This is a genomic window from Janthinobacterium sp. BJB446 (genome assembly GCF_002735655.1).
GTDB classification, from domain to species: Bacteria; Pseudomonadota; Gammaproteobacteria; order Burkholderiales; family Burkholderiaceae_D; genus Janthinobacterium; species Janthinobacterium lividum.
The window spans coordinates 723,230-742,179 of sequence record NZ_PDZK01000001.1; the positions used below are offsets into that span (position 1 = coordinate 723,230).

Annotated in this window: 15 protein-coding genes and 2 tRNA genes; 13 read left to right on the plus strand and 4 right to left on the minus strand. The window is 61.5% G+C overall.

Annotated elements, in window-relative coordinates:
- The first annotated feature begins 272 nt into the window (after positions 1 to 272).
- The 4 genes from carA (at position 273) to CSQ92_RS03315 (ending at position 5,757) form a co-directional block, all read left to right on the plus strand.
- Complete coding sequence (gene carA, locus CSQ92_RS03300) at positions 273 to 1,451, plus strand: glutamine-hydrolyzing carbamoyl-phosphate synthase small subunit (RefSeq protein WP_092610630.1); 1,179 nt, start codon at positions 273 to 275, stop codon at positions 1,449 to 1,451.
- Positions 1,444 to 4,674, plus strand: a complete 3,231-nt coding sequence (gene carB / locus CSQ92_RS03305; protein WP_099393235.1) for a carbamoyl-phosphate synthase large subunit — start codon at positions 1,444 to 1,446, stop codon at positions 4,672 to 4,674. Before carA ends, carB begins: the two co-directional genes overlap by 8 nt.
- A 163-nt stretch (positions 4,675 to 4,837) precedes the next feature.
- On the plus strand, positions 4,838 to 5,314 hold the full coding sequence (gene greA / locus CSQ92_RS03310) for a transcription elongation factor GreA (RefSeq protein WP_034757428.1): 477 nt from the start codon (positions 4,838 to 4,840) through the stop codon (positions 5,312 to 5,314).
- Positions 5,314 to 5,757, plus strand: a complete 444-nt coding sequence (locus CSQ92_RS03315) for a DUF4149 domain-containing protein (RefSeq protein WP_180276920.1) — start codon at positions 5,314 to 5,316, stop codon at positions 5,755 to 5,757. The genes greA and CSQ92_RS03315 overlap by 1 nt, the downstream gene beginning before the upstream one ends.
- A gap of 211 nt (positions 5,758 to 5,968) precedes the next feature.
- Here the strand turns inward: CSQ92_RS03315 and CSQ92_RS03320 are convergent, their stop codons facing one another.
- Positions 5,969 to 6,439 (minus strand): YhbY family RNA-binding protein, encoded by a 471-nt coding sequence (locus tag CSQ92_RS03320; RefSeq protein ID WP_010397237.1) that lies wholly within the window; start codon positions 6,437 to 6,439, stop codon positions 5,969 to 5,971.
- Between the two features lie 42 nt (positions 6,440 to 6,481).
- On the opposite strand from CSQ92_RS03320, the gene CSQ92_RS03325 reads away from it, so the two are divergent.
- The 6 genes from CSQ92_RS03325 (at position 6,482) to CSQ92_RS03350 (ending at position 11,894) form a co-directional block, all read left to right on the plus strand.
- A complete protein-coding gene (locus tag CSQ92_RS03325; RefSeq protein ID WP_034757436.1) occupies positions 6,482 to 7,165 on the plus strand; it encodes an RlmE family RNA methyltransferase in 684 nt (227 codons plus the stop codon).
- 202 nt (positions 7,166 to 7,367) lie between these two features.
- Entirely contained in the window at positions 7,368 to 9,251 is a 1,884-nt protein-coding gene (ftsH, locus tag CSQ92_RS03330) for an ATP-dependent zinc metalloprotease FtsH (protein WP_034786027.1), read from the plus strand.
- A gap of 103 nt (positions 9,252 to 9,354) precedes the next feature.
- Positions 9,355 to 10,188 carry a dihydropteroate synthase gene (gene folP, locus CSQ92_RS03335; protein WP_099394567.1) on the plus strand — a complete coding sequence of 278 codons (834 nt, stop codon included), beginning with the start codon at positions 9,355 to 9,357 and terminating at the stop codon, positions 10,186 to 10,188.
- A 40-nt stretch (positions 10,189 to 10,228) separates the two neighbouring features.
- Positions 10,229 to 11,566, plus strand: a complete 1,338-nt coding sequence (gene glmM, locus CSQ92_RS03340) for a phosphoglucosamine mutase (RefSeq protein ID WP_092610632.1) — start codon at positions 10,229 to 10,231, stop codon at positions 11,564 to 11,566.
- An 82-nt stretch (positions 11,567 to 11,648) separates the two neighbouring features.
- Positions 11,649 to 11,725, plus strand: a tRNA-Pro gene (locus CSQ92_RS03345).
- 94 nt (positions 11,726 to 11,819) lie between these two features.
- Positions 11,820 to 11,894 (plus strand) — tRNA-Arg (locus tag CSQ92_RS03350).
- An 83-nt stretch (positions 11,895 to 11,977) separates the two neighbouring features.
- Here CSQ92_RS03350 and CSQ92_RS03355 read toward each other — a convergent pair.
- The 3 genes from CSQ92_RS03355 to CSQ92_RS03365 form a co-directional block, all read right to left on the minus strand.
- Entirely contained in the window at positions 11,978 to 12,157 is a 180-nt protein-coding gene (locus CSQ92_RS03355; RefSeq protein WP_034786023.1) for a hypothetical protein, read from the minus strand.
- 160 nt (positions 12,158 to 12,317) lie between these two features.
- The gene (locus CSQ92_RS29290) at positions 12,318 to 12,884 is read right to left on the minus strand and encodes a PEP-CTERM sorting domain-containing protein (protein ID WP_052140461.1); all 567 of its coding nucleotides are present in this window, start codon (positions 12,882 to 12,884) and stop codon (positions 12,318 to 12,320) included.
- A gap of 306 nt (positions 12,885 to 13,190) precedes the next feature.
- The gene (locus CSQ92_RS03365; RefSeq protein WP_170909696.1) at positions 13,191 to 13,742 is read right to left on the minus strand and encodes a GbsR/MarR family transcriptional regulator; all 552 of its coding nucleotides are present in this window, start codon (positions 13,740 to 13,742) and stop codon (positions 13,191 to 13,193) included.
- 139 nt (positions 13,743 to 13,881) lie between these two features.
- Between CSQ92_RS03365 and cydD the strand changes: the two genes are divergently transcribed.
- The 3 genes from cydD (at position 13,882) to CSQ92_RS03380 (ending at position 18,941) form a co-directional block, all read left to right on the plus strand.
- Positions 13,882 to 15,570 carry a thiol reductant ABC exporter subunit CydD gene (gene cydD, locus CSQ92_RS03370; protein ID WP_099393237.1) on the plus strand — a complete coding sequence of 563 codons (1,689 nt, stop codon included), beginning with the start codon at positions 13,882 to 13,884 and terminating at the stop codon, positions 15,568 to 15,570.
- Positions 15,567 to 17,249 (plus strand): amino acid ABC transporter ATP-binding/permease protein, encoded by a 1,683-nt coding sequence (locus CSQ92_RS03375; protein WP_099393238.1) that lies wholly within the window; start codon positions 15,567 to 15,569, stop codon positions 17,247 to 17,249. The genes cydD and CSQ92_RS03375 overlap by 4 nt, the downstream gene beginning before the upstream one ends.
- A gap of 114 nt (positions 17,250 to 17,363) precedes the next feature.
- Complete coding sequence (locus tag CSQ92_RS03380; RefSeq protein WP_099387367.1) at positions 17,364 to 18,941, plus strand: cytochrome ubiquinol oxidase subunit I; 1,578 nt, start codon at positions 17,364 to 17,366, stop codon at positions 18,939 to 18,941.
- Positions 18,942 to 18,950 lie beyond the last annotated feature (9 nt).

An 18,950-nucleotide genomic window follows, 5' to 3' on the forward strand; every position in this document is an offset into this window, starting at 1 on the left:
AGCCGCCCCGCGCAAGCCGGGCGGCTTTTTTCATGGGGCGCAGTTTTTATGCTGCCATGCAAAAAAATGCCGCCGATTCTGAATTTTCTTCCTTGTGGAAAAGCTTCCTTTTGGTTATAATTCAAAGGTTTAGCCAATCACACATATACCGTAGCGACTACCCATCCCCTCATTCAAAATGACCGTTGAAACACCCTGAGTGCATCTGGCTCGGGTAACTAGGCGGTCGGTCTGACGTGGCGCAGCTACGGTAACTTTATCAGGAGTTGCCCTTGCCGCCATTTTTTTCTGGCCCTGCCGTTCCAGCCATATTAGCGCTTGCTGATGGAACGATCTTTAAAGGTTTTTCGATCGGTGCCGCCGGTCATACCACGGGCGAGGTTGTTTTCAATACCTCGATGACCGGGTATCAGGAAATCCTTACCGACCCAAGCTATTGCCGCCAGATGGTCACCCTGACCTATCCGCATATCGGCAATACGGGCGTCAATCCGGAAGACGTCGAATCTTCCAAGGTACACGCCGCTGGCCTCATCATCCGCGATCTGCCTTTGCTGGCATCCAATTTCCGTTCCACCCTTTCCCTGTCCGACTACCTCAAAGCTGAAAATATCGTCGCCATCGCCGGCATCGATACACGCAAGCTCACGCGCATCCTGCGTGAAAAAGGTGCGCAGGGCGGCGCCATCCTCGTCGGCACGCAAGGCAACGAGCCATCCGCCGCGCAAGCGCTGGAACTGGCCCGCTCCTTCCCCGGCCTGGCCGGCATGGACCTGGCCAAGGTGGTGTCGAGCAAGGACGCCTACGAATACCGCGAAACGGAATGGACGCTGGGCGAAGGCTATGGCCAGCTGGCCGACGCGGACGCGAAATACCACGTGGTCGCCTTCGACTACGGCGTCAAGCGCAACATCCTGCGCATGCTGACGGCACGCGGCTGCAAAGTCACCGTGCTGCCCGCGCAAGCCACGGCCGCCGACGCCCTGGCGCTGAATCCGGACGGCATCTTCCTGTCGAACGGCCCCGGCGATCCGGAGCCGTGCGACTACGCCATCGCGGCAACCAAGGAACTGATCGAAAAGGGTATCCCGACCTTCGGCATCTGCCTCGGTCACCAGATCATGGCGATCGCTTCCGGCGCGAAGACGCTGAAGATGAAGTTCGGCCACCACGGCGCCAACCACCCGGTGCAAGACCTGGAAACGAAACAGGTCTTGATTACCTCGCAAAACCACGGTTTCGCAGTCGACGCGGCAACCTTGCCCGCGAATTGCCGCGTGACCCATGAATCGCTGTTCGACGGTTCCCTGCAGGGCTTTGCCCGCACGGACAAGCCGGCCTTCTGCTTCCAGGGCCACCCTGAAGCGTCGCCGGGCCCGATGGATGTTGCTTACCTGTTTGACCGCTTCATCAACCTGATGGCTGCGGAGGAGAAAAAGAAAAATGCCTAAACGTTTAGATATCAAAAGTATTCTGATTATTGGCGCTGGCCCGATCGTGATCGGCCAGGCCTGCGAATTCGATTATTCCGGCGCGCAAGCGTGCAAGGCCCTGCGCGAAGAGGGCTACAAAGTCATCCTGGTCAACAGCAATCCTGCGACCATCATGACGGATCCGGAAATGGCCGACGTGACCTATATCGAACCGATCACCTGGTCGGTCGTTGAACGCATCATCGCCAAGGAGCGTCCTGACGCGATCCTGCCGACGATGGGCGGCCAGACGGCGCTGAACTGCGCGCTGGACCTGTTCAATAATGGCGTGCTGGCAAAATACAACGTCGAGCTGATCGGCGCATCGCCGGAAGCCATCGACAAGGCGGAAGACCGTTCCAAGTTCAAGGACGCGATGACCAAGATCGGCCTCGGTTCGGCCCGTTCCGGCGTGGCGCACTCGATGGAAGAATCGTGGGCCGTGCAGCGCACGCTGGGCTTCCCGACCATCATCCGTCCATCGTTCACCATGGGCGGTTCCGGCGGCGGCATCGCCTACAACGAAGAAGAATTCGAAACCATCTGCAAGCGCGGCCTGGAAGCGTCGCCGACGAAAGAGCTGCTGATCGAAGAATCGTTGCTGGGCTGGAAAGAGTACGAGATGGAAGTGGTGCGCGACAAGGCGGACAACTGCATAATCATCTGCTCGATCGAAAACCTCGACCCGATGGGCGTGCACACGGGCGACTCCATCACGGTGGCGCCAGCGCAAACGCTGACGGACAAGGAATACCAGATCATGCGCAATGCCTCCCTGGCAGTGCTGCGCGAGATCGGCGTCGACACCGGCGGCTCGAACGTGCAATTCTCGATCAACCCGATCGATGGCCGCATGATCGTCATCGAGATGAACCCGCGCGTATCGCGTTCGTCGGCCCTGGCATCGAAAGCGACGGGTTTCCCGATCGCAAAAATCGCCGCCAAGCTGGCCGTCGGTTTCACGCTGGACGAGCTGCGCAATGAAATCACGGGCGGCGCCACGCCGGCATCGTTCGAGCCGTCGATCGATTACGTCGTCACGAAGATCCCCCGTTTCACGTTCGAGAAATTCCCGACCGCCGACCACCACCTGACGACGCAGATGAAATCCGTCGGCGAAGTGATGGCGATCGGCCGTACCTTCCAGGAATCGTTCCAGAAAGCCTTGCGCGGCCTGGAAGTGGGCGTGGACGGCATGAATGAAAAGACCAAGGACCGCGAAAAGATCGAAGAAGAACTGGGCGAGCCTGGTCCTGAACGCATCTGGTACGTGGGCGACGCGTTTGCCCAGGGTTTCACCCTGGAAGAAGTGCACCAACTCACCAAGATCGATCCATGGTTCCTGATCCAGATCAAGGAAATCGTCGACCTGGAGCTGTGGCTGGACACGCAGAAGCTGGAAAACCTGGACAAGAACACCCTGTACAAGTTGAAACAGAAGGGCTTCTCGGACCGCCGCCTGGGCTTCCTGCTGCAGACGACCGACACGGCCGTGCGCCAGCAGCGCCATGCGCTGAATATCCGTCCCGTCTACAAGCGCGTCGACACCTGCGCAGCGGAATTTTCGACCGACACGGCGTACATGTATTCCACGTACGACGAAGAGTGCGAATCGAATCCGACCGACAAGAAAAAGATCATGGTGCTGGGCGGTGGCCCGAACCGTATCGGCCAGGGTATCGAGTTTGACTATTGCTGCGTCCACGCTGCCCTCGCCATGCGCGAAGACGGCTACGAAACCATCATGGTCAATTGCAACCCAGAAACGGTTTCAACCGACTACGATACCTCGGACCGCCTGTATTTCGAATCCTTGACCCTGGAAGACGTGCTGGAAATCGTCGCCATCGAAAAACCGGTGGGCGTGATCGTGCAGTACGGCGGCCAGACGCCATTGAAACTGGCGCTGGACCTGGAAGCGAATGGTGTACCGATCATCGGCACGTCGCCGGACATGATCGATGCGGCCGAAGACCGCGAGCGTTTCCAGCAAATGCTGCACAAGCTGGAACTGCGCCAGCCGCCTAACCGCACCGCGCGCACGGAAGCCGACGCCCTGGCGCTGGCGCAGGAAATCGGCTACCCGCTGGTCGTGCGTCCTTCGTACGTGCTGGGTGGCCGCGCCATGGAAATCGTCCACGAGCAACGCGACCTCGAGCGCTACATGCGCGAAGCCGTCAAGGTCTCGCACGATTCGCCGGTGCTGCTGGACCGCTTCCTGAACGACGCCATCGAGTGCGACGTCGATTGCATCTCCGACGGCGAAACGACGTTCATCGGCGGCGTGATGGAGCACATCGAACAGGCTGGCGTCCATTCGGGCGACTCGGCTTGCTCCTTGCCGCCATACTCGCTGGCGCCGGAAACCATTGAAGAACTGAAACGCCAGACGGCGCTGATGGCTAAGGGCTTGAACGTGGTTGGCCTGATGAACGTGCAGTTCGCGATCCAGAAACAGGAGATCGACGGCGAAATGAAAGACGTCGTCTTCGTGCTGGAAGTGAACCCGCGCGCTTCGCGCACCGTGCCTTTCGTCTCGAAAGCCACGGGTTTGCAACTGGCGAAGATCGCCGCGCGCTGCATGGTGGGCCAGTCGCTGGCATCGCAAGGCATCACGCAGGAAGTCGTGCCGCCGTACTTCAGCGTCAAGGAAGCCGTGTTCCCGTTCGTCAAGTTCCCTGGCGTGGACACCATCCTGGGCCCTGAAATGAAATCGACGGGCGAAGTCATGGGCGTGGGCCTGACGTTCGGCGAAGCGTTTGTGAAATCGCAACTGGGCGCCGGCGTGAACCTGCCAAAATCGGGCAAGGTCTTCATCAGCGTGAAAGCGTCGGACAAGCCGCGTGCCGTGCAAGTGGCGCGTGACCTGGTCGAGTCCGGCTTCACCGTGGTCGCCACCAAGGGTACCGCCGCCGTGATCGCTGCTGCCGGCATCGCCGTCACGCCAGTGAACAAGGTGATCGAAGGCCGTCCGCACGTGGTCGACATGATCAAGAACCATGAAATCGTGCTGGTGATCAACACCGTGGAAGAAAAGCGCAGCGCCATCGTCGATTCGCGGGCCATCCGCACCTCGGCCCTGGCATCGCGCGTGACGACCTACACCACCATCGCGGGCGCGGAAGCGGCCGTCGAAGGCATCCGCCACCTGGATGAGCTGCGTGTGTACGATTTGCAAGGTCTGCACAAGACCTTGAACTAAGTGCGTTTGCAGTGGCCGCCGTTAGGCGGTACACTGCATGCTTATCAACCACAGAGTTCCGTGCAGAGCAGCGCGCGGCCTCTGTGGTTTTCACTTGGTAAGTCCGTTAACCGTGGCAAAACACGGACAACGGCGCCGATAACTAGCAGATAGTAGAGATAACATGACCTCAGTCCCATTGACCAAATACGGCGCAGAACTCTTGAAAGAAGAGCTGCATCATTTGAAGACCAAGGAACGCCGCATCGTCATCGATGCGATCGCCGAAGCGCGTTCGCACGGAGATTTGTCGGAAAACGCCGAGTACGATGCCGCCAAGGAACGCCAGGCCTTCGTCGAGGGCCGCATCGCCGAACTCGAAGGCAAGCTGGGTGCAGCGCAAATCATCGACCCGACCGCGCTCGACGCGGAAGGCCGCGTGGTGTTTGCCTCGACCGTGAACCTGGAAGACCTGGAATCGGGCCAGAAAGTCACGTACCAGATCGTCGGCCTCGATGAAGCCGACCTGAAAATGAACAAGGTTTCCGTGACGTCCCCGATCGCCCGCGCGCTGATCGGCAAGTACGCCGGCGACGTGGTGGAAGTGCAGGCGCCGTCCGGCCCGCGCGAATACGAAATCCTGGAAGTACTGTACATCTGATGCTGGGCCGCGTGCGCATCCTCGTTGCCACCCTGTGGGCCGGCAGCCTGTGGACCATCGGCTTCATCGTGGCGCCGACCCTGTTTGGCACTCTGAGCGACCGCGTACTGGCAGGCAATATTGCCGGCAGCATGTTCCGCGCCGAGGCCTGGCTGTCGATCGCCTGTGCGCTGGTGCTGCTGGCCTTGCTGCAATGGGCTCCCGGCGCGCTGGAACTCAAGCGCCGGCGCCTGCTGGGCGCGCTGGTGCTGTCGATGCTGGTGTGCGCGCTGCTCAGCCATTTCGGCATTTCGCCCCTGATGGCTGAACTCAAGGCGCAGGCGCCGTCGGGTATCATGGACGAGGCCATGCGCAGCCGCTTCGGCATGCTGCATGGCGTGTCGACCGTGATCTTTGCCGTGCAGAGCTTGCTGGCGGGCGTGCTGATCTGGAAGCAGCAGTAATCGCCTCGGGTGTTGTCGGATTACGCGCTGCGCGCTAATCCGACCTACATGACATACGTAGGTCGGATTAGCGAGGCCGCAGGCCACGCGTAATCCGACAATCGCCGGCGTGTGAATATCGTAATAGCAATAAAAAAGCGGAGCAGGGAATATCCCGTGCTCCGCTTCTTGTTTCAAGCCCGGCCGCCTTGCGGTTGCCGGGTGAACAGGCTTACTTGCTGCCCAGTGCGCTTTTCTTGGCGCTTTTCTGACGTGGCTTGGCACGCTTGATGGAACCGCCTTCGGTAACGCGCTCATTGCCCTTGATCATGACTTTCGTCACGCTCGGGCGCTTGGTGCCGCTGGCGCTGGCCTTGACGATGGTCACTTCGCGCATGCCTTTGCCGGCGCTGACCTTCTCCTTAACCACTTCTTTTTTCGGACGGTAGATTACCAGCAGTTTGCCAATATGTTGTACCGGGGCGGCGCCGAGATTGCCGCAAATCGTATCGTACATTCCGACGCGCGCTTCGCGGTCGTCGCCGAACACGCGGACTTTAATCAGGCCGTGCGAATCCAGGCCAAGGTCGATCTCTTTGAGGACAGCAGGTGTCAAGCCCGCTTCGCCAATAATGACGATAGGCTTCAGCGCGTGTGCTTCGGCGCGCAGTGCGCTGCGCTCTACGGGTGTAAGTTTTAGCATAATAATATTTAGTAATTCCCTTAAAAGCAGTATTCTACGCGAATGGCAAAGAAGAAATTAAACAAAAACTGGTTGCACGACCACATAAATGATCCTTATGTGAAGTTGGCGCAAAAAGAGGGCTACCGCGCCCGGGCAGCATACAAGCTCAAAGAAATCGATGAAGACGAGAAACTGATCAAACCTGGCCAGGTGATTGTCGACCTTGGTTGCACTCCCGGCAGCTGGGCCCAGTACACGCGGCGCAAGCTGGCCGGCAAGGACGGCGGCGGGGTCAATGGTACCCTGATTGGCCTGGACATGCTGGAAATGGAGCCGATCGCCGATTTCCACTTCATCCAGGGCGACTTCCGCGAAGCGCGCGTGCTGCGCCAGCTGGAAGTGGTGTTGCAGGGCCGCAAGGTCGACCTGGTCCTGTCGGACATGGCGCCCAACCTGTCGGGCATCGCCACGGCGGATGCCGCGCGCATGGAACACTTGATCGACCTGGCCATCGAATTTTCGCAATTGCACCTGAAGCCGTCTGGCGTGCTGCTGGTGAAATGCTTTAAAGACATGGGTTTCAGCCAGATCGTGGAGAAATTCCGTGCCGAATTCAAGGTCGTGGTGCAGAAAAAGCCCAAGGCCAGCCGCGATAAATCGTCGGAAATCTTCCTGATGGGCCGTGGAATCAAGAATCCGCTGAAAAATGCCGTGGAAGAAGATGATTCCGCCCTTGATATTTAAGCGGGAATCCGCACATGGGAACGAGAAGTGCAGTAGCGTCTGATGGCATAAAAGCCTAAATTGTTTATACTGCATTTTTTTGCGTGAACGCGATTTTTTCGCGCGCACGGATCGGCGGGCTTTGGCACGGCCCGCTTATTGCGAGTAAAATCGTGTTTCTAGCTATAGGTAAAGAGATGCGCACTGCATCCAAGGAGTCTTCGTGAATAACATGTTTTCCAAATCTGCCATCTGGGTAGTCGTATTGCTGCTGTTGTTCATGCTGTTCAAGCAATTCGACAGTCATGGCGCCACAGGCGGCAGCAAGGCCATCGCTTATTCCGATTTGCTGGATGAAGTCAAAGCCAAGCGCGTCAAGGATGTCGTGATCGAAGGTTCGTCGATCACCGCCAAGCTGATGGACGACACCAAGGTGCGTACCACCGCCACCAGCCTCGACAAGGGCCTGATCGGCGACCTGCGCGACAATGGCGTGCATTTCGATGTGCGTCCGCCCGAGGAAGCGTCTTTCCTGCAAACTATTTTTGTTTCCTGGTTCCCCATGCTGCTGTTGATCGGCGTCTGGGTCTTCTTCATGCGTCAGATGCAAGGCGGCGGCAAGGGCGGGGCATTCTCGTTCGGCAAGTCGAAGGCGCGCATGATGGATGAAGCCAGCAACACCGTCACCTTCGCCGATGTCGCCGGTTGCGACGAAGCGAAAGAAGAAGTCAACGAAGTGGTCGACTTCCTCAAGGATCCGAGCAAATTCCAGAAACTGGGCGGCCGCATTCCCCGCGGCGTGCTGATGGTCGGTCCTCCAGGCACGGGTAAAACCCTGCTGGCGCGCGCCATCGCCGGCGAAGCCAAGGTGCCGTTCTTCTCGATTTCCGGTTCCGACTTCGTGGAAATGTTCGTCGGCGTGGGCGCCAGCCGCGTGCGCGACATGTTTGAAAACGCCAAGAAACACTCGCCGTGCATCATCTTCATCGACGAGATCGACGCTGTCGGCCGTCACCGCGGTGCCGGCATGGGCGGCGGCAATGACGAGCGCGAACAGACCTTGAACCAGTTGCTGGTCGAGATGGACGGTTTTGAAGCGAACTCCGGCGTGATCGTCGTGGCCGCCACCAACCGCGCCGACGTACTCGACAAAGCCTTGCTGCGTCCAGGCCGTTTCGACCGCCAGGTCTCCGTCGGCTTGCCCGATATCCGCGGCCGCGAGCAGATCTTGAACGTGCACATGCGCAAAGTACCTATCGGTACCGACGTGAAAGCCGATATCCTGGCCCGCGGCACCCCTGGTTTCTCGGGCGCGGACCTGGCCAACCTGGTCAACGAGGCAGCCCTGTTCGCCGCACGCCGCAGCAAGCGCCTGGTGGAAATGGCTGACTTCGAAGACGCGAAAGACAAGATCTACATGGGCCCTGAGCGTAAATCGATGATCATCCGCGAGGAAGAGCGTCGCAATACGGCTTACCATGAGTCCGGTCATGCCGTCGTTGCCAAGTTGCTGCCGAAGGCTGATCCCGTGCATAAAGTCACGATCATGCCGCGCGGCTGGGCCCTGGGCCTGACCTGGCAGCTGCCGGAACACGACAACTTGTCCGCCTACAAGGACAAGATGCTGGAAGAAATTTCCATCCTGTTCGGCGGCCGTATCGCCGAAGAGATTTTCGTGGGACAAATGTCCACCGGTGCTTCGAACGACTTCTCGCGTGCCACCAAGCTGGCCCGTTCCATGGTGACCCGCTTCGGCATGTCCGACAGCATGGGCGTGATGGTCTACGAAGACAGCGAAAACGAAGGTTTCTTCGGTGGCGCCACCAAGACGATCTCGGAAGCGACCCAGCAAAAGGTCGATGCTGAAATCCGCAACATTCTCGACAAGCAATATGCTTTGGCGCGCACCTTGCTGGAAAGCAACCGCGACAAGGTCGAAATGATGACCAAAGCCTTGCTGGAATGGGAAACCATTGATGCAGAGCAAATCAACGACATCATGGCCGGCCTTGAGCCGCGTCCACCGAAAGTCATCCCGCCACGCCGCAATGCGGGCGGTGATAGCGGCACGGGCGGCATCTCGCCAAACGTGACGGCACCAGCCTGATAACGGCCGCCCCGACCGGCGGCGCGCAATCAAAAGGGTAAGGAGCAATCCTTGCCCTTTTTCGTTGGCGCGCCAGATTTTCCTGACGACTACAAAGATTCACATGCGACACTATTTGCAATTCGGCCGTTTCGGCTTCAACCTGCAGGGCACGCAAGCGCTGGTGATGGGCATCCTGAACATCACGCCCGACTCGTTTTCCGATGCGGGCCAGTATCAACACCTGGAGTTTGCCATTTCGCGCGCCGAGCAGATGATACTCGACGGTGTCGACATCATCGACATCGGCGGCGAATCGAGCCGTCCCGGCGCGCCGCCGCTGCCGCTGCAGGATGAGTTGCAGCGCGTCATGCCGGTGCTGTACGCCTTGCGCGACTGCGGCAAGCCCCTGTCCGTCGATACGTACAAGCCGGAAGTGATGCGCGAAGCCATCCTGGCGGGCGCCGACATGATCAACGACATCAACGGTTTCCGCGCGGCCGGCGCCATCGAGGCCGTGCGGGACAGCGATTGCGCGCTGTGCATCATGCACATGCAAAGCGTGCCGCAAACCATGCAGGACCAGCCTCAATACGAAGACGTGGTGCGCGAAGTCATCGACTTCCTGCGCGAACGCATCGACACGATGACGGCGGCCGGCATCGACCGCGAACGCCTGTGCGTCGATCCCGGCTTTGGCTTTGGCAAGACGGTGGAACAGAACTATGCCTTGCTGCGCGCCACGCGCCAGCTGCGCAGCGAACTGGGCCTGCCCGTGCTGGCCGGCCTGTCGCGCAAGTCGATGATCGGCGCCGTCACGGGACGCCCCGTCGAGCAGCGTCTGGCCGGCAGTGTTGCCGGTGCGCTTGCTGCGGTAGCACAAGGTGCGGAAATTATCCGTGTGCATGATGTAGCTGAAACCGTCGATGCACTGAAGGTCTGGCGCATGGCGCACTGAGCCTGTAAGATTCATTATAAACAACAAAAAGAGAAATACTATGACGCGTAAATATTTTGGTACCGATGGCATTCGTGGCCTGGTGGGCACGGCGCCGATTACCCCCGATTTCGTCATGCGCCTCGGCTATGCTGCCGGCAAGGTGCTGGCCAAGTCGCAAGGCGGCAAGACCCGTCCGACGGTGCTGATCGGCAAGGACACGCGCATTTCCGGCTACATGCTGGAAGCGGCGCTGGAGGCGGGCCTGTCGGCCGCCGGCGTGGATGTGATGCTGGCCGGCCCCATGCCGACGCCGGCAATCGCCTATTTGACGCGGGCCCTGCGCCTGTCGGCCGGTGTCGTCATTTCCGCTTCGCACAATCCGTATCATGACAATGGCATCAAGTTCTTTTCCGGCCAGGGCACCAAGCTGCCCGACAGCGTGGAACTGGAAATCGAAGCGGCGCTCGACGAACCCATGGCTTGCGTGCCGTCGGACAAGCTGGGCCGCGCCAAGCGCCTCGATGATGCCCAGGGCCGCTATATCGAATTTTGCAAGGGCACTTTCCCGAACGAGCTGGACTTGCGCGGCCTGAAGATCGTCGTCGATTGCGCGCACGGCGCCGCTTACCATATCGCGCCGCACGTCTTCCATGAACTGGGCGCGGAAGTCATCGCCATCGGCAACAAGCCCGACGGCTTCAACATCAATGCGGGCTTCGGCGCCACTGCAACCAAGGCCATGGCCGAAGCCGTCGTCGAGCATGGCGCGGACCTCGGTATCGCCCTTGACGGCGACGCCGACCGCCTGATCATGTGCGACGCCACCGGGCGTCTGTATAACGGCGATGAGTTGTTGTACGTCATGGTCAAGGACCGCCTGGCGACAGGCGCCGTGGCCGGTGCCGTCGGCACCTTGATGACGAATATGGCGCTGGAAGTGCTGTTCAAGCAGCAGGGCATCGGCTTTGCGCGCGCCAAGGTGGGCGACCGCTACGTGCTGGAAGTCATGAAGGAAAAAGGCTGGATCCTGGGCGGCGAAGGTTCCGGCCATTTGCTGTGCCTGGACAAGCACACGACGGGCGACGGCATCGTCTCCGCGCTGCAAGTATTGTCCGCGCTCAAGCGCAGCGGCCAGAGCCTGCAGCAATGCCTGGCCGAGCTGGTGCTGTTCCCGCAAACCCTGATCAACCTGCGCGTGGCGCCCGGTTTCGACTGGCAGAAAAATGCCGCCATGGTGGCCGAGAAGGAACTGGTCGAGGCCGAGCTGGGCGAGACGGGCCGCGTGCTGATCCGCGCTTCGGGCACGGAACCGCTGATCCGCGTAATGGTGGAAGCGAAAGACAAGGAGAAGGCCGAGTCGATGGCGCGCCGCATCGCCGATAAAGTGACCGCGTGACAGGCAGGAGCCGATAGTTATTTCCATCTAATTCGTCTATGGCAATTGACGAAATTGGGTGGGGGCGTTATTATCTTGTCTTCGGAGTGTGGCGCAGCCCGGTAGCGCACCTGGTTTGGGACCAGGGGGTCCAAGGTTCGAATCCTTGTACTCCGACCAAAGTCATAAGCGGGCTGTCAGAAATGACAGCCCGTTTTCTATTCCGCGCTGGCATTTCATTGCTGGCGCGCATGGATTAAAATACTGCACCTCTCCGCCCATCGTTCAACGGATAGGACAACGGTCTTCTAAACCGTGAATGGGGGTTCGATTCCCTCTGGGCGGACCAGTTTCATACTGGCCACGATCATGCGGCGGCAAACTGCCGCAACGCAGCTCCTCTTTCCCTCCATTCGGTTTTCGCGCAGCTGCTCACGGCTGCGCAAACAGTACCACGCTCAGCAAATACAGCAGTGGCGCCGCGCACAGCAGCGCCGAGCATGCCGAAATGATTTTTCTGTTGGCCAGTCGGGCCAGGCGCAGCCGTTCCCGCACGGGCAGGTGCTGGCGGAGCACCTTGCGTGCGCGTGGCTGAAACGGTTGTTCATGCATGAGGACTCCCTCGTCGGTCGGCAGTGGATGCCGCCAAGCATAGCGAGGGGAGTCTAAAAATAGTGTAAACAGTGGGCCTGGCGCCGCAAGTGCGGCGTAAACAGGCCGTGCGTGTGGAGGGCGGCAGCGGGCGCTGGTGCGCCGCTGCCGTTCATGCGGCTTACTTTCCTTGGCGGCGGCGTGCCAGGAAGCCCAGCAGGCCCAGGCCGGCGAGCAGCATGGCATAGGTTTCAGGTTCCGGCACGGCGGAAATGAAGGCCCTGTAGTTGCTCAGATCCTTGGGCAGGCCCGCCACCGTGAAGGTGGTGCCGGCAGCCACGGGAGCGGCCCAGTGGAACACCAGTTCGCCCTGGCCGAAGTGGATGGCCAGGTAGTCATAGGCGGCCGCGCTCGTATAGGAATTGACACCGCCACTCAAGCCTGCCGTGGTGCCGGCAGTGCAGCCCGAGGTGGCGTTGTCGCAATACGAGACGGCGGCGCCCAGGCTGGTGCCGAACACGCCATTGATATAACCCTGGATGTCCGAGGGACTTTGTGGTACCAGGTTATCGTCATAATATTTCACCTGCAGTGCCGGCGATGGTGAATAGGTGACGGTGCTGCCGGCGATGACGAAACCGCTGGCCGGACCCACATCCACCCAGGTGGCCGCTTGCGCCGCACTTGCCAGTACAGTCATTGCGGCCAGCATGGATGCCTTGATGGCAATGCTCTTTATGCTTTTCATGAAAATCCCCTTGTGCTTGAGACAGTCGCTTCATAGTGTCGGGACGCGTCCCTGCATGCCGGGGAAGTCATCCCATTGCCCGTTTTAGCTGCTTTTACCTATTTCCTGCGCGTAGTGAATACGCATATGAAAGCTTACTCTTGATATAAATTAATACAATTTTAATAATTCTATTGGCTGGCTTGACAACATCGTATATGGCTATGTTTGGCTGTGCCAGCGATAGCCATCATGAGGTTGGGAAATGGCGTGACAAAGGCGCCAGTTTGTGCTGGCGGCGTCTTGCCTTGGGGAAGGGAGGGGGCGTCAGTCGCTGTTGTTGCTGACGCCAAACAGGCGATCCTTGGCGTTGAGCAGCTTTTGCACCTTGGCGCCCATTTTCATCAGCTGCGCCATCGATTCGGGCGACAGGCGCTGCAAGTCGTCGAACCAGGTGTTGGCCAGGTCGACCAATTCATACATTTCGCGCATGCGCTCTTGCGCATACTGGTCGACGGGTTCCGTGGCCGGCGCCAGCAGCGATTCGCGCAGCACCGTCAGGGTGGGCGCCACTTCGCGGCGGCGGCGCTCGGCGGCCACCACGCGGAAGATTTGCCACACATCGCCCAGCGAGGAAAAATACTCGCGCCGGTCGCCGGGGATGCGCGACTGGCGTATCAAGCCCCAGCCCTGCAATTCCTTGAGGCCGATGCTCACGTTCGAGCGTGAAAAACTCAGGTGTTCCGCGATTTCATCCGCGTGTAAAGGATGCTCCGCGACAAACAACAAGGCGTACACTTGCCCCACCGTACGGTTAAAGCCCCAGCGGCTGCCCATCTCGCCAAAATGGCTGACGAAGGTCAGGATCAGCGGCGTCATTTGGATATGTTGAGTTTTCATAATTGTCTGAATTTTTTCACGCCACACCCGCAGGGTCAATTGATATATGTCATGTTTCGCAGTATTATACAAAATATCGAATTTACAGAAAATTCTGAAAACTCAAGAAGTATAGAAGATGCCGACCACGCCCTTGTCCTTGCCCCGCTTTATTCTTCCCCGTGTCGCCAGCCTGGCGCAGGGCGGTGCCGCCTTGCTGTGGCTGCCACAAGCGGCCTTGCTGGCCTGGGCCGTGCAAGCCATGCAGGGCGGTGCGCCCTGGCGCGCGGCCCTGCTGCCGGCCGCTGGCGTGCTGCTGCTGGGTGTGCTGCGCGCCGGCTGCGAAGCGTGGGGCGCGCGGCGCATGTATGCGGCGGCGCGCGAACACCTGTCGACCTTGCGGGCGCAAGTGGCGCAAGCGCTGGCGCAGCGTTCGCCGCTGGACCGCCAGCGCGCCCAGTCGGGCCAGGCGGCCAGCATCATCGCCGAACAGGCCGAAGCCATCGTGCCGTATCTGGTGCGCTACAAGCCGGCACGCTGGAAAGTCATGCTCGTGCCGCTCGTGATCCTCGCCGTGGTGACGCCGCTGTCGTGGATCGCCGCCTTGATCCTGCTCATCGCCGCGCCCCTGATTCCCGTCTTCATGGCCCTTGTCGGCATGGGCGCGCAAGCGGCCAGCCGCGCGCAGATGGTGGAAATGGGCAGCATGAACGCCTTTCTGCTGGACCGCCTGCGCGGCCTGGCCACCTTGCGCGCGCTCGACGCCGTCGACGCCACGGCTGAACGGCTGGACGCCTCGTCGCAATCCGTGCGCCGGCGCACGATGGTGGTGCTGCGCATCGCCTTCTTGTCGTCCGCCGTGCTGGAACTGTTTTCCGCGCTGGGCGTGGCCATGGTGGCGGCGTTTATCGGTTTCTCCTTGTTGGGCAGCATCAATTTCGGCACCTGGGGTCGGGAACTGAACCTGGGGCAGGGCTTGTTCATCCTGCTGCTGGCGCCCGCGTTTTTCGAGCCCTTGCGCGAACTGGCCGCCGTCTGGCACGACAAGGCGGCCGGCGAAGCGGGCCTGGCCGGCTTGCACGACCTGGCGGGCGAGGGCGAGCCCCTGCCTGGCGCGCAGGTACTGCCTGCCGTCGTCTCCGCCGCCGCCATGGCGGTGGCGGCACCGCCCGCCGTGGAGCTCCGGCAATTGCGCTTTGCCCATCCCGGCGAGGCGCCCGTGTTTGACGGCTTCGATTTGACCGTGCTTGCCGGCGAGCACGTGGCCCTGCTGGGCGCCAGCGGCGCCGGCAAGACCACCTTGCTGTCCTTGCTGGCCGGCTTGCTGCCCGCCAGCGGCGGAGACATCCGCATCGGCGGCGTGCGCCTGACCGACAGCACCGTCAATACCTTGCGCCAGCGCATGGCCTGGATGGGGCAGCGCCCGCACGTGTTTGCCGCGTCCGTCAGCCAGAACGTGACCCTGGGCCGCGTTGGCGCGAACGCCGCGCAAGTGACGCAGGCCCTGCACCTGGCCGACCTGGCTGCCGTGGCGCAGGCGCAGCCGGCCGTCATGCTCAGCGATGGTGGCCAGGGCTTGTCCGGCGGCGAAGCCGTGCGCCTGGCCCTGGCCCGCGTGGCCCTGCATCCGCATGCCGACCTGCTGCTGGTCGATGAACCGACGGCGCACCTGGACAGCGAAACGGCGGCGCGCGTGACGGATGCCTTGCTGGCACTGGCGAAAGGCAAGACGATGATCGTCGCCACACACGACCCCGTACTGGCTGGCCGGCTGCAGCGCACGGTGCAGGTCGATGCCCGAGTCCTGGTACAGGAGCAGCAGGCATGAAAAATTCACTGATACGCAACCCCGTCCTGCGCCAGTTGCTGCTGGCCCAACCGGGCAAGCTGATCGGCGGCGCCTTGCTGGCGGCCCTGACGGCGGTGTCCGGCATGGCGTTATTGGGCTTGTCCGGCTGGTTCATCACGGCCACCTCGATCGCCGGCCTGCATGCTTCCACCGCGATCCTGTTCGACGTGTTCGGCCCGTCCGCCGGCATCCGCCTGCTGGCCATCGGCCGTACGGGTTCGCGCTATGCGGAACGCCTCGTCACGCACGACGCCACGTTCGCCGCGCTGGCCAGCATCCGCGTGCGGCTGTTCCGTGGCTGGTCGCGCCCGGAAGCGGCCAGCCGCCTGCTGCGCCAGCCCGCCAAGCTGCTGTTCCGCCTGACGGCCGATATCGATGCGCTCGAGTCGCTGTACTTGCGCCTGCTGGTACCTGCCTTCACGGCCTTGTGCGCGGCCTTGCTGGCTGGCGTGGCGCTGGGCGCGATGCAGTGGCAGCTGGGCCTGGGCCTGGCCGCATGGCTGCTGGCCGCCGGCGGAGGCATCAGCTGGATCGTCGCGCAGCGCGCCCGCCGTCCCGCCATCGTGCGTTCGCGCGCCATTGAAAAATTGCGTTCGGGCGCCATCGACCTGGTGGCGGGTCAGACGGATCTGGTGATGGCGGGCCGCATCGACGCCCAATGCGCGGCGCTGGCGCAGATCGACCGCTCGCTGGCGCAAGCCGATTTTGCCCTGCTGCGCCTGGAGACGGCTGCCGGCGCCGCGTATGGCGTGGCGGGCAGTGCGACCCTGGCTGGCGTGCTGCTGGCCGTGGCCGCGCTGCTGGAGCAGCAGGCGCTGAACGTGCCGCTGGCCGCCCTGGCCCTGCTGATCGCCCTGACGGCCGTGGAACCGTTTGCGGGCTTGCGCCGCGGCGCGCTGGAAGCGGGCCGCATGCTGCTGGCCATGCGCCGTCTGGCGCCGCGCCTGGCCGGACGGGACATAGCGGTGCCGCCCGTGGATGCCGTGCCGGGCTTGCGCCTGGAACGCGTGAGCGCCGCCCATGCGGGCAGCCGTGTGGCCATCTTGCATGACGTATCGCTGCACATCGCGGACGGCGAGCGCGTGGCCTTGATCGGTCCCAGCGGTGCGGGCAAGTCGACCTTGCTGGCCATCGCCGCGCGCGAGCTGGCGCCGCTGTCGGGCACGGTGGCTGCGCCGCGCGCCTGCCTGTTTACGCAGAAGACGGAATTGTTCCAGGACAGCTTGCGCGACAACCTGCGCCTGGCGGATCCTTCCGCCAGCGATGAACGCCTGTGGGAAGCGCTGCAGGCAGCCGGCCTGGACGACGAAGTACGGGCCTTCGCGGACGGCTTGGGCACCATGCTGGGCGAGGGCGGCTTGGGCTTGTCGGGCGGCCAGGCGCGGCGTTTGGCGCTGGCGCGGCTGTTCCTGCACGAGTCGACCTTGTGGCTGCTCGACGAAGCGACGGAAGCGCTGAATGCGCAGACGGCAAGCGACGTCCTGCAGCGCCTGCGGATGCGCAGCGAAGGGCGCAGCTTGCTGATCGCAACCCACTTGCGGCGCGAAGCGGCGCTGGCGGACCGGCTGCTGCGCATCCGCGACGGCCGCATCGTCGAAGAGCTGCGGCGCGGCACGGATGGCTTCGAAGCGGCCCTGGCGGGCTTGCGGGGGGATTAACAAGAACGGAGACAGGCGGTACCGCAGGCCAGCCTGAGGGCAGCGGAACCAATCGAATCGCATCAGATAGATACCAAGTTTACAATTACAGTAGGGAAACACCAAGGAAATCATATGGACTTCGATATTGTCGCTTTATCCAGACTGCAGTTCGCGCTGACAGCTCTGTACCACTTTATATTTGTTCCGCTGACGATCGGCCTGTCAGTGATCCTCGCCATCATGGAGACGGTTTATGTGATGACGAACCGCCCCATCTGGCGCGACATGACCAAGTTCTGGGGTGTTTTGTTCGGCATCAACTTCGCCATGGGCGTGGCGACGGGTATCGTCATGGAATTCCAGTTCGGCATGAACTGGAGCTATTACAGCCATTATGTGGGCGACATTTTCGGCGCGCCGCTGGCCATCGAGGGCTTGATGGCCTTCTTCCTGGAAGCGACCTTCGTCGGCCTGTTCTTCTTCGGCTGGGACAAGCTGTCGAAGCGGGGCCACCTGGTCACGACCTGGCTGGTGGCCATCGGTTCGAACTTCTCGGCCCTGTGGATCCTGATCGCCAACGGCTGGATGCAAAATCCCGTCGGCGCGGCCTTCAATCCGCAAACCATGCGCATGGAAGTGACGGATTTCGGCGCCGTGCTGACGAATCCAGTGGCACAGGCGAAATTCGTGCACACGGTGTCGGCCGGCTATACGGCCGCGGCCGTGTTCGTGCTGGGTATTTCTGCCTGGTATCTGCTGAAGGGCCGCCACGTGCAGCTGGCCAAGCGCTCGATGACGGTGGCCGCCTCGTTCGGCCTGGCCGCCTCGCTGTCAGTGGTGGTGCTCGGTGATGAAAGCGGCTACCTGTCGTCCGAACATCAAAAGATGAAGCTGGCCGCGATTGAAGCCATGTGGACCACGGAGCCGGCCCCGGCCGCCTTCACGGCCATCGGCTTCCCTGACGCGAAAGCGCGCGAAACGCATTACGCCGTGCACATCCCGATGGTGATGGGCTTGATCGGCACGCGTTCGCTGACGACGGAAATCCCTGGCATCGAGCAACTGGTCGACCGCGGCGAGCTGCTGATCAAGGATGGCATCAAGGCGTATGACGCGCTGCAGACCATCCGCGGCGTGGCGCCAGGCAGCCCCGTGCCGCAAGAGGCGAAGGACATGTTCGAGTCGAAAGGCCAGTCCATGGGCTATGCCCTGCTGCTGAAACGCTATGTCGACGATCCTCGCCAGGCCACGCCCGAGCAGATCCGCAAGGCCGCGCTCGATACCGTGCCGCCCGTGGCGCCCCTGTTCTGGTCCTTCCGCGTGATGGTGGGCCTGGGCATGTTCTTTATCTTGTTGACTGGTACGTTCTTCATCCTGTCGACGCGCCGCACCCTGGACAAGCACCGCTGGCTGCTGAAGCTGGCCGTGTTCGCCATCCCGCTGCCGTGGGTGGCCATTGAGGCGGGCTGGATCGTGGCCGAAGTGGGCCGCCAGCCGTGGGTCATCGAAGGCGTGCTGCCAACGGCCGTGGCCGTATCGAACCTCGGCGCTTCGACCCTCTTGATCACGATTGCCGGCTTTGCCGCCATCTACACCGTGCTGTTGATTATCGAAATGAAGCTCATGCTCAAGGCCATCCGCAAGGGGCCGGAAGAGAAGGCGCCGGCCCCCGTGCCAGCCCCCGCTGCCATTCAGACTCAACGCGCCTAAGGAGGGCCA

Coding starts and splice junctions, on each gene's coding strand:
- CSQ92_RS03380 (WP_099387367.1), top strand. CDS start 17,364: ATGGACTTCGATATTGTCGCTTTATCCAGACTGCAGTTCGCGCTGACA.
- glmM (WP_092610632.1), top strand. CDS start 10,229: ATGACGCGTAAATATTTTGGTACCGATGGCATTCGTGGCCTGGTGGGC.
- CSQ92_RS03315 (WP_180276920.1), top strand. CDS start 5,314: ATGCTGGGCCGCGTGCGCATCCTCGTTGCCACCCTGTGGGCCGGCAGC.
- CSQ92_RS03365 (WP_170909696.1), bottom strand. CDS start 13,742: ATGACGCCGCTGATCCTGACCTTCGTCAGCCATTTTGGCGAGATGGGC.
- CSQ92_RS03325 (WP_034757436.1), top strand. CDS start 6,482: ATGGCAAAGAAGAAATTAAACAAAAACTGGTTGCACGACCACATAAAT.
- CSQ92_RS03375 (WP_099393238.1), top strand. CDS start 15,567: ATGAAAAATTCACTGATACGCAACCCCGTCCTGCGCCAGTTGCTGCTG.
- greA (WP_034757428.1), top strand. CDS start 4,838: ATGACCTCAGTCCCATTGACCAAATACGGCGCAGAACTCTTGAAAGAA.
- CSQ92_RS03355 (WP_034786023.1), bottom strand. CDS start 12,157: ATGCATGAACAACCGTTTCAGCCACGCGCACGCAAGGTGCTCCGCCAG.
- CSQ92_RS29290 (WP_052140461.1), bottom strand. CDS start 12,884: ATGAAAAGCATAAAGAGCATTGCCATCAAGGCATCCATGCTGGCCGCA.
- carB (WP_099393235.1), top strand. CDS start 1,444: ATGCCTAAACGTTTAGATATCAAAAGTATTCTGATTATTGGCGCTGGC.
- folP (WP_099394567.1), top strand. CDS start 9,355: ATGCGACACTATTTGCAATTCGGCCGTTTCGGCTTCAACCTGCAGGGC.
- CSQ92_RS03320 (WP_010397237.1), bottom strand. CDS start 6,439: ATGCTAAAACTTACACCCGTAGAGCGCAGCGCACTGCGCGCCGAAGCA.
- cydD (WP_099393237.1), top strand. CDS start 13,882: ATGCCGACCACGCCCTTGTCCTTGCCCCGCTTTATTCTTCCCCGTGTC.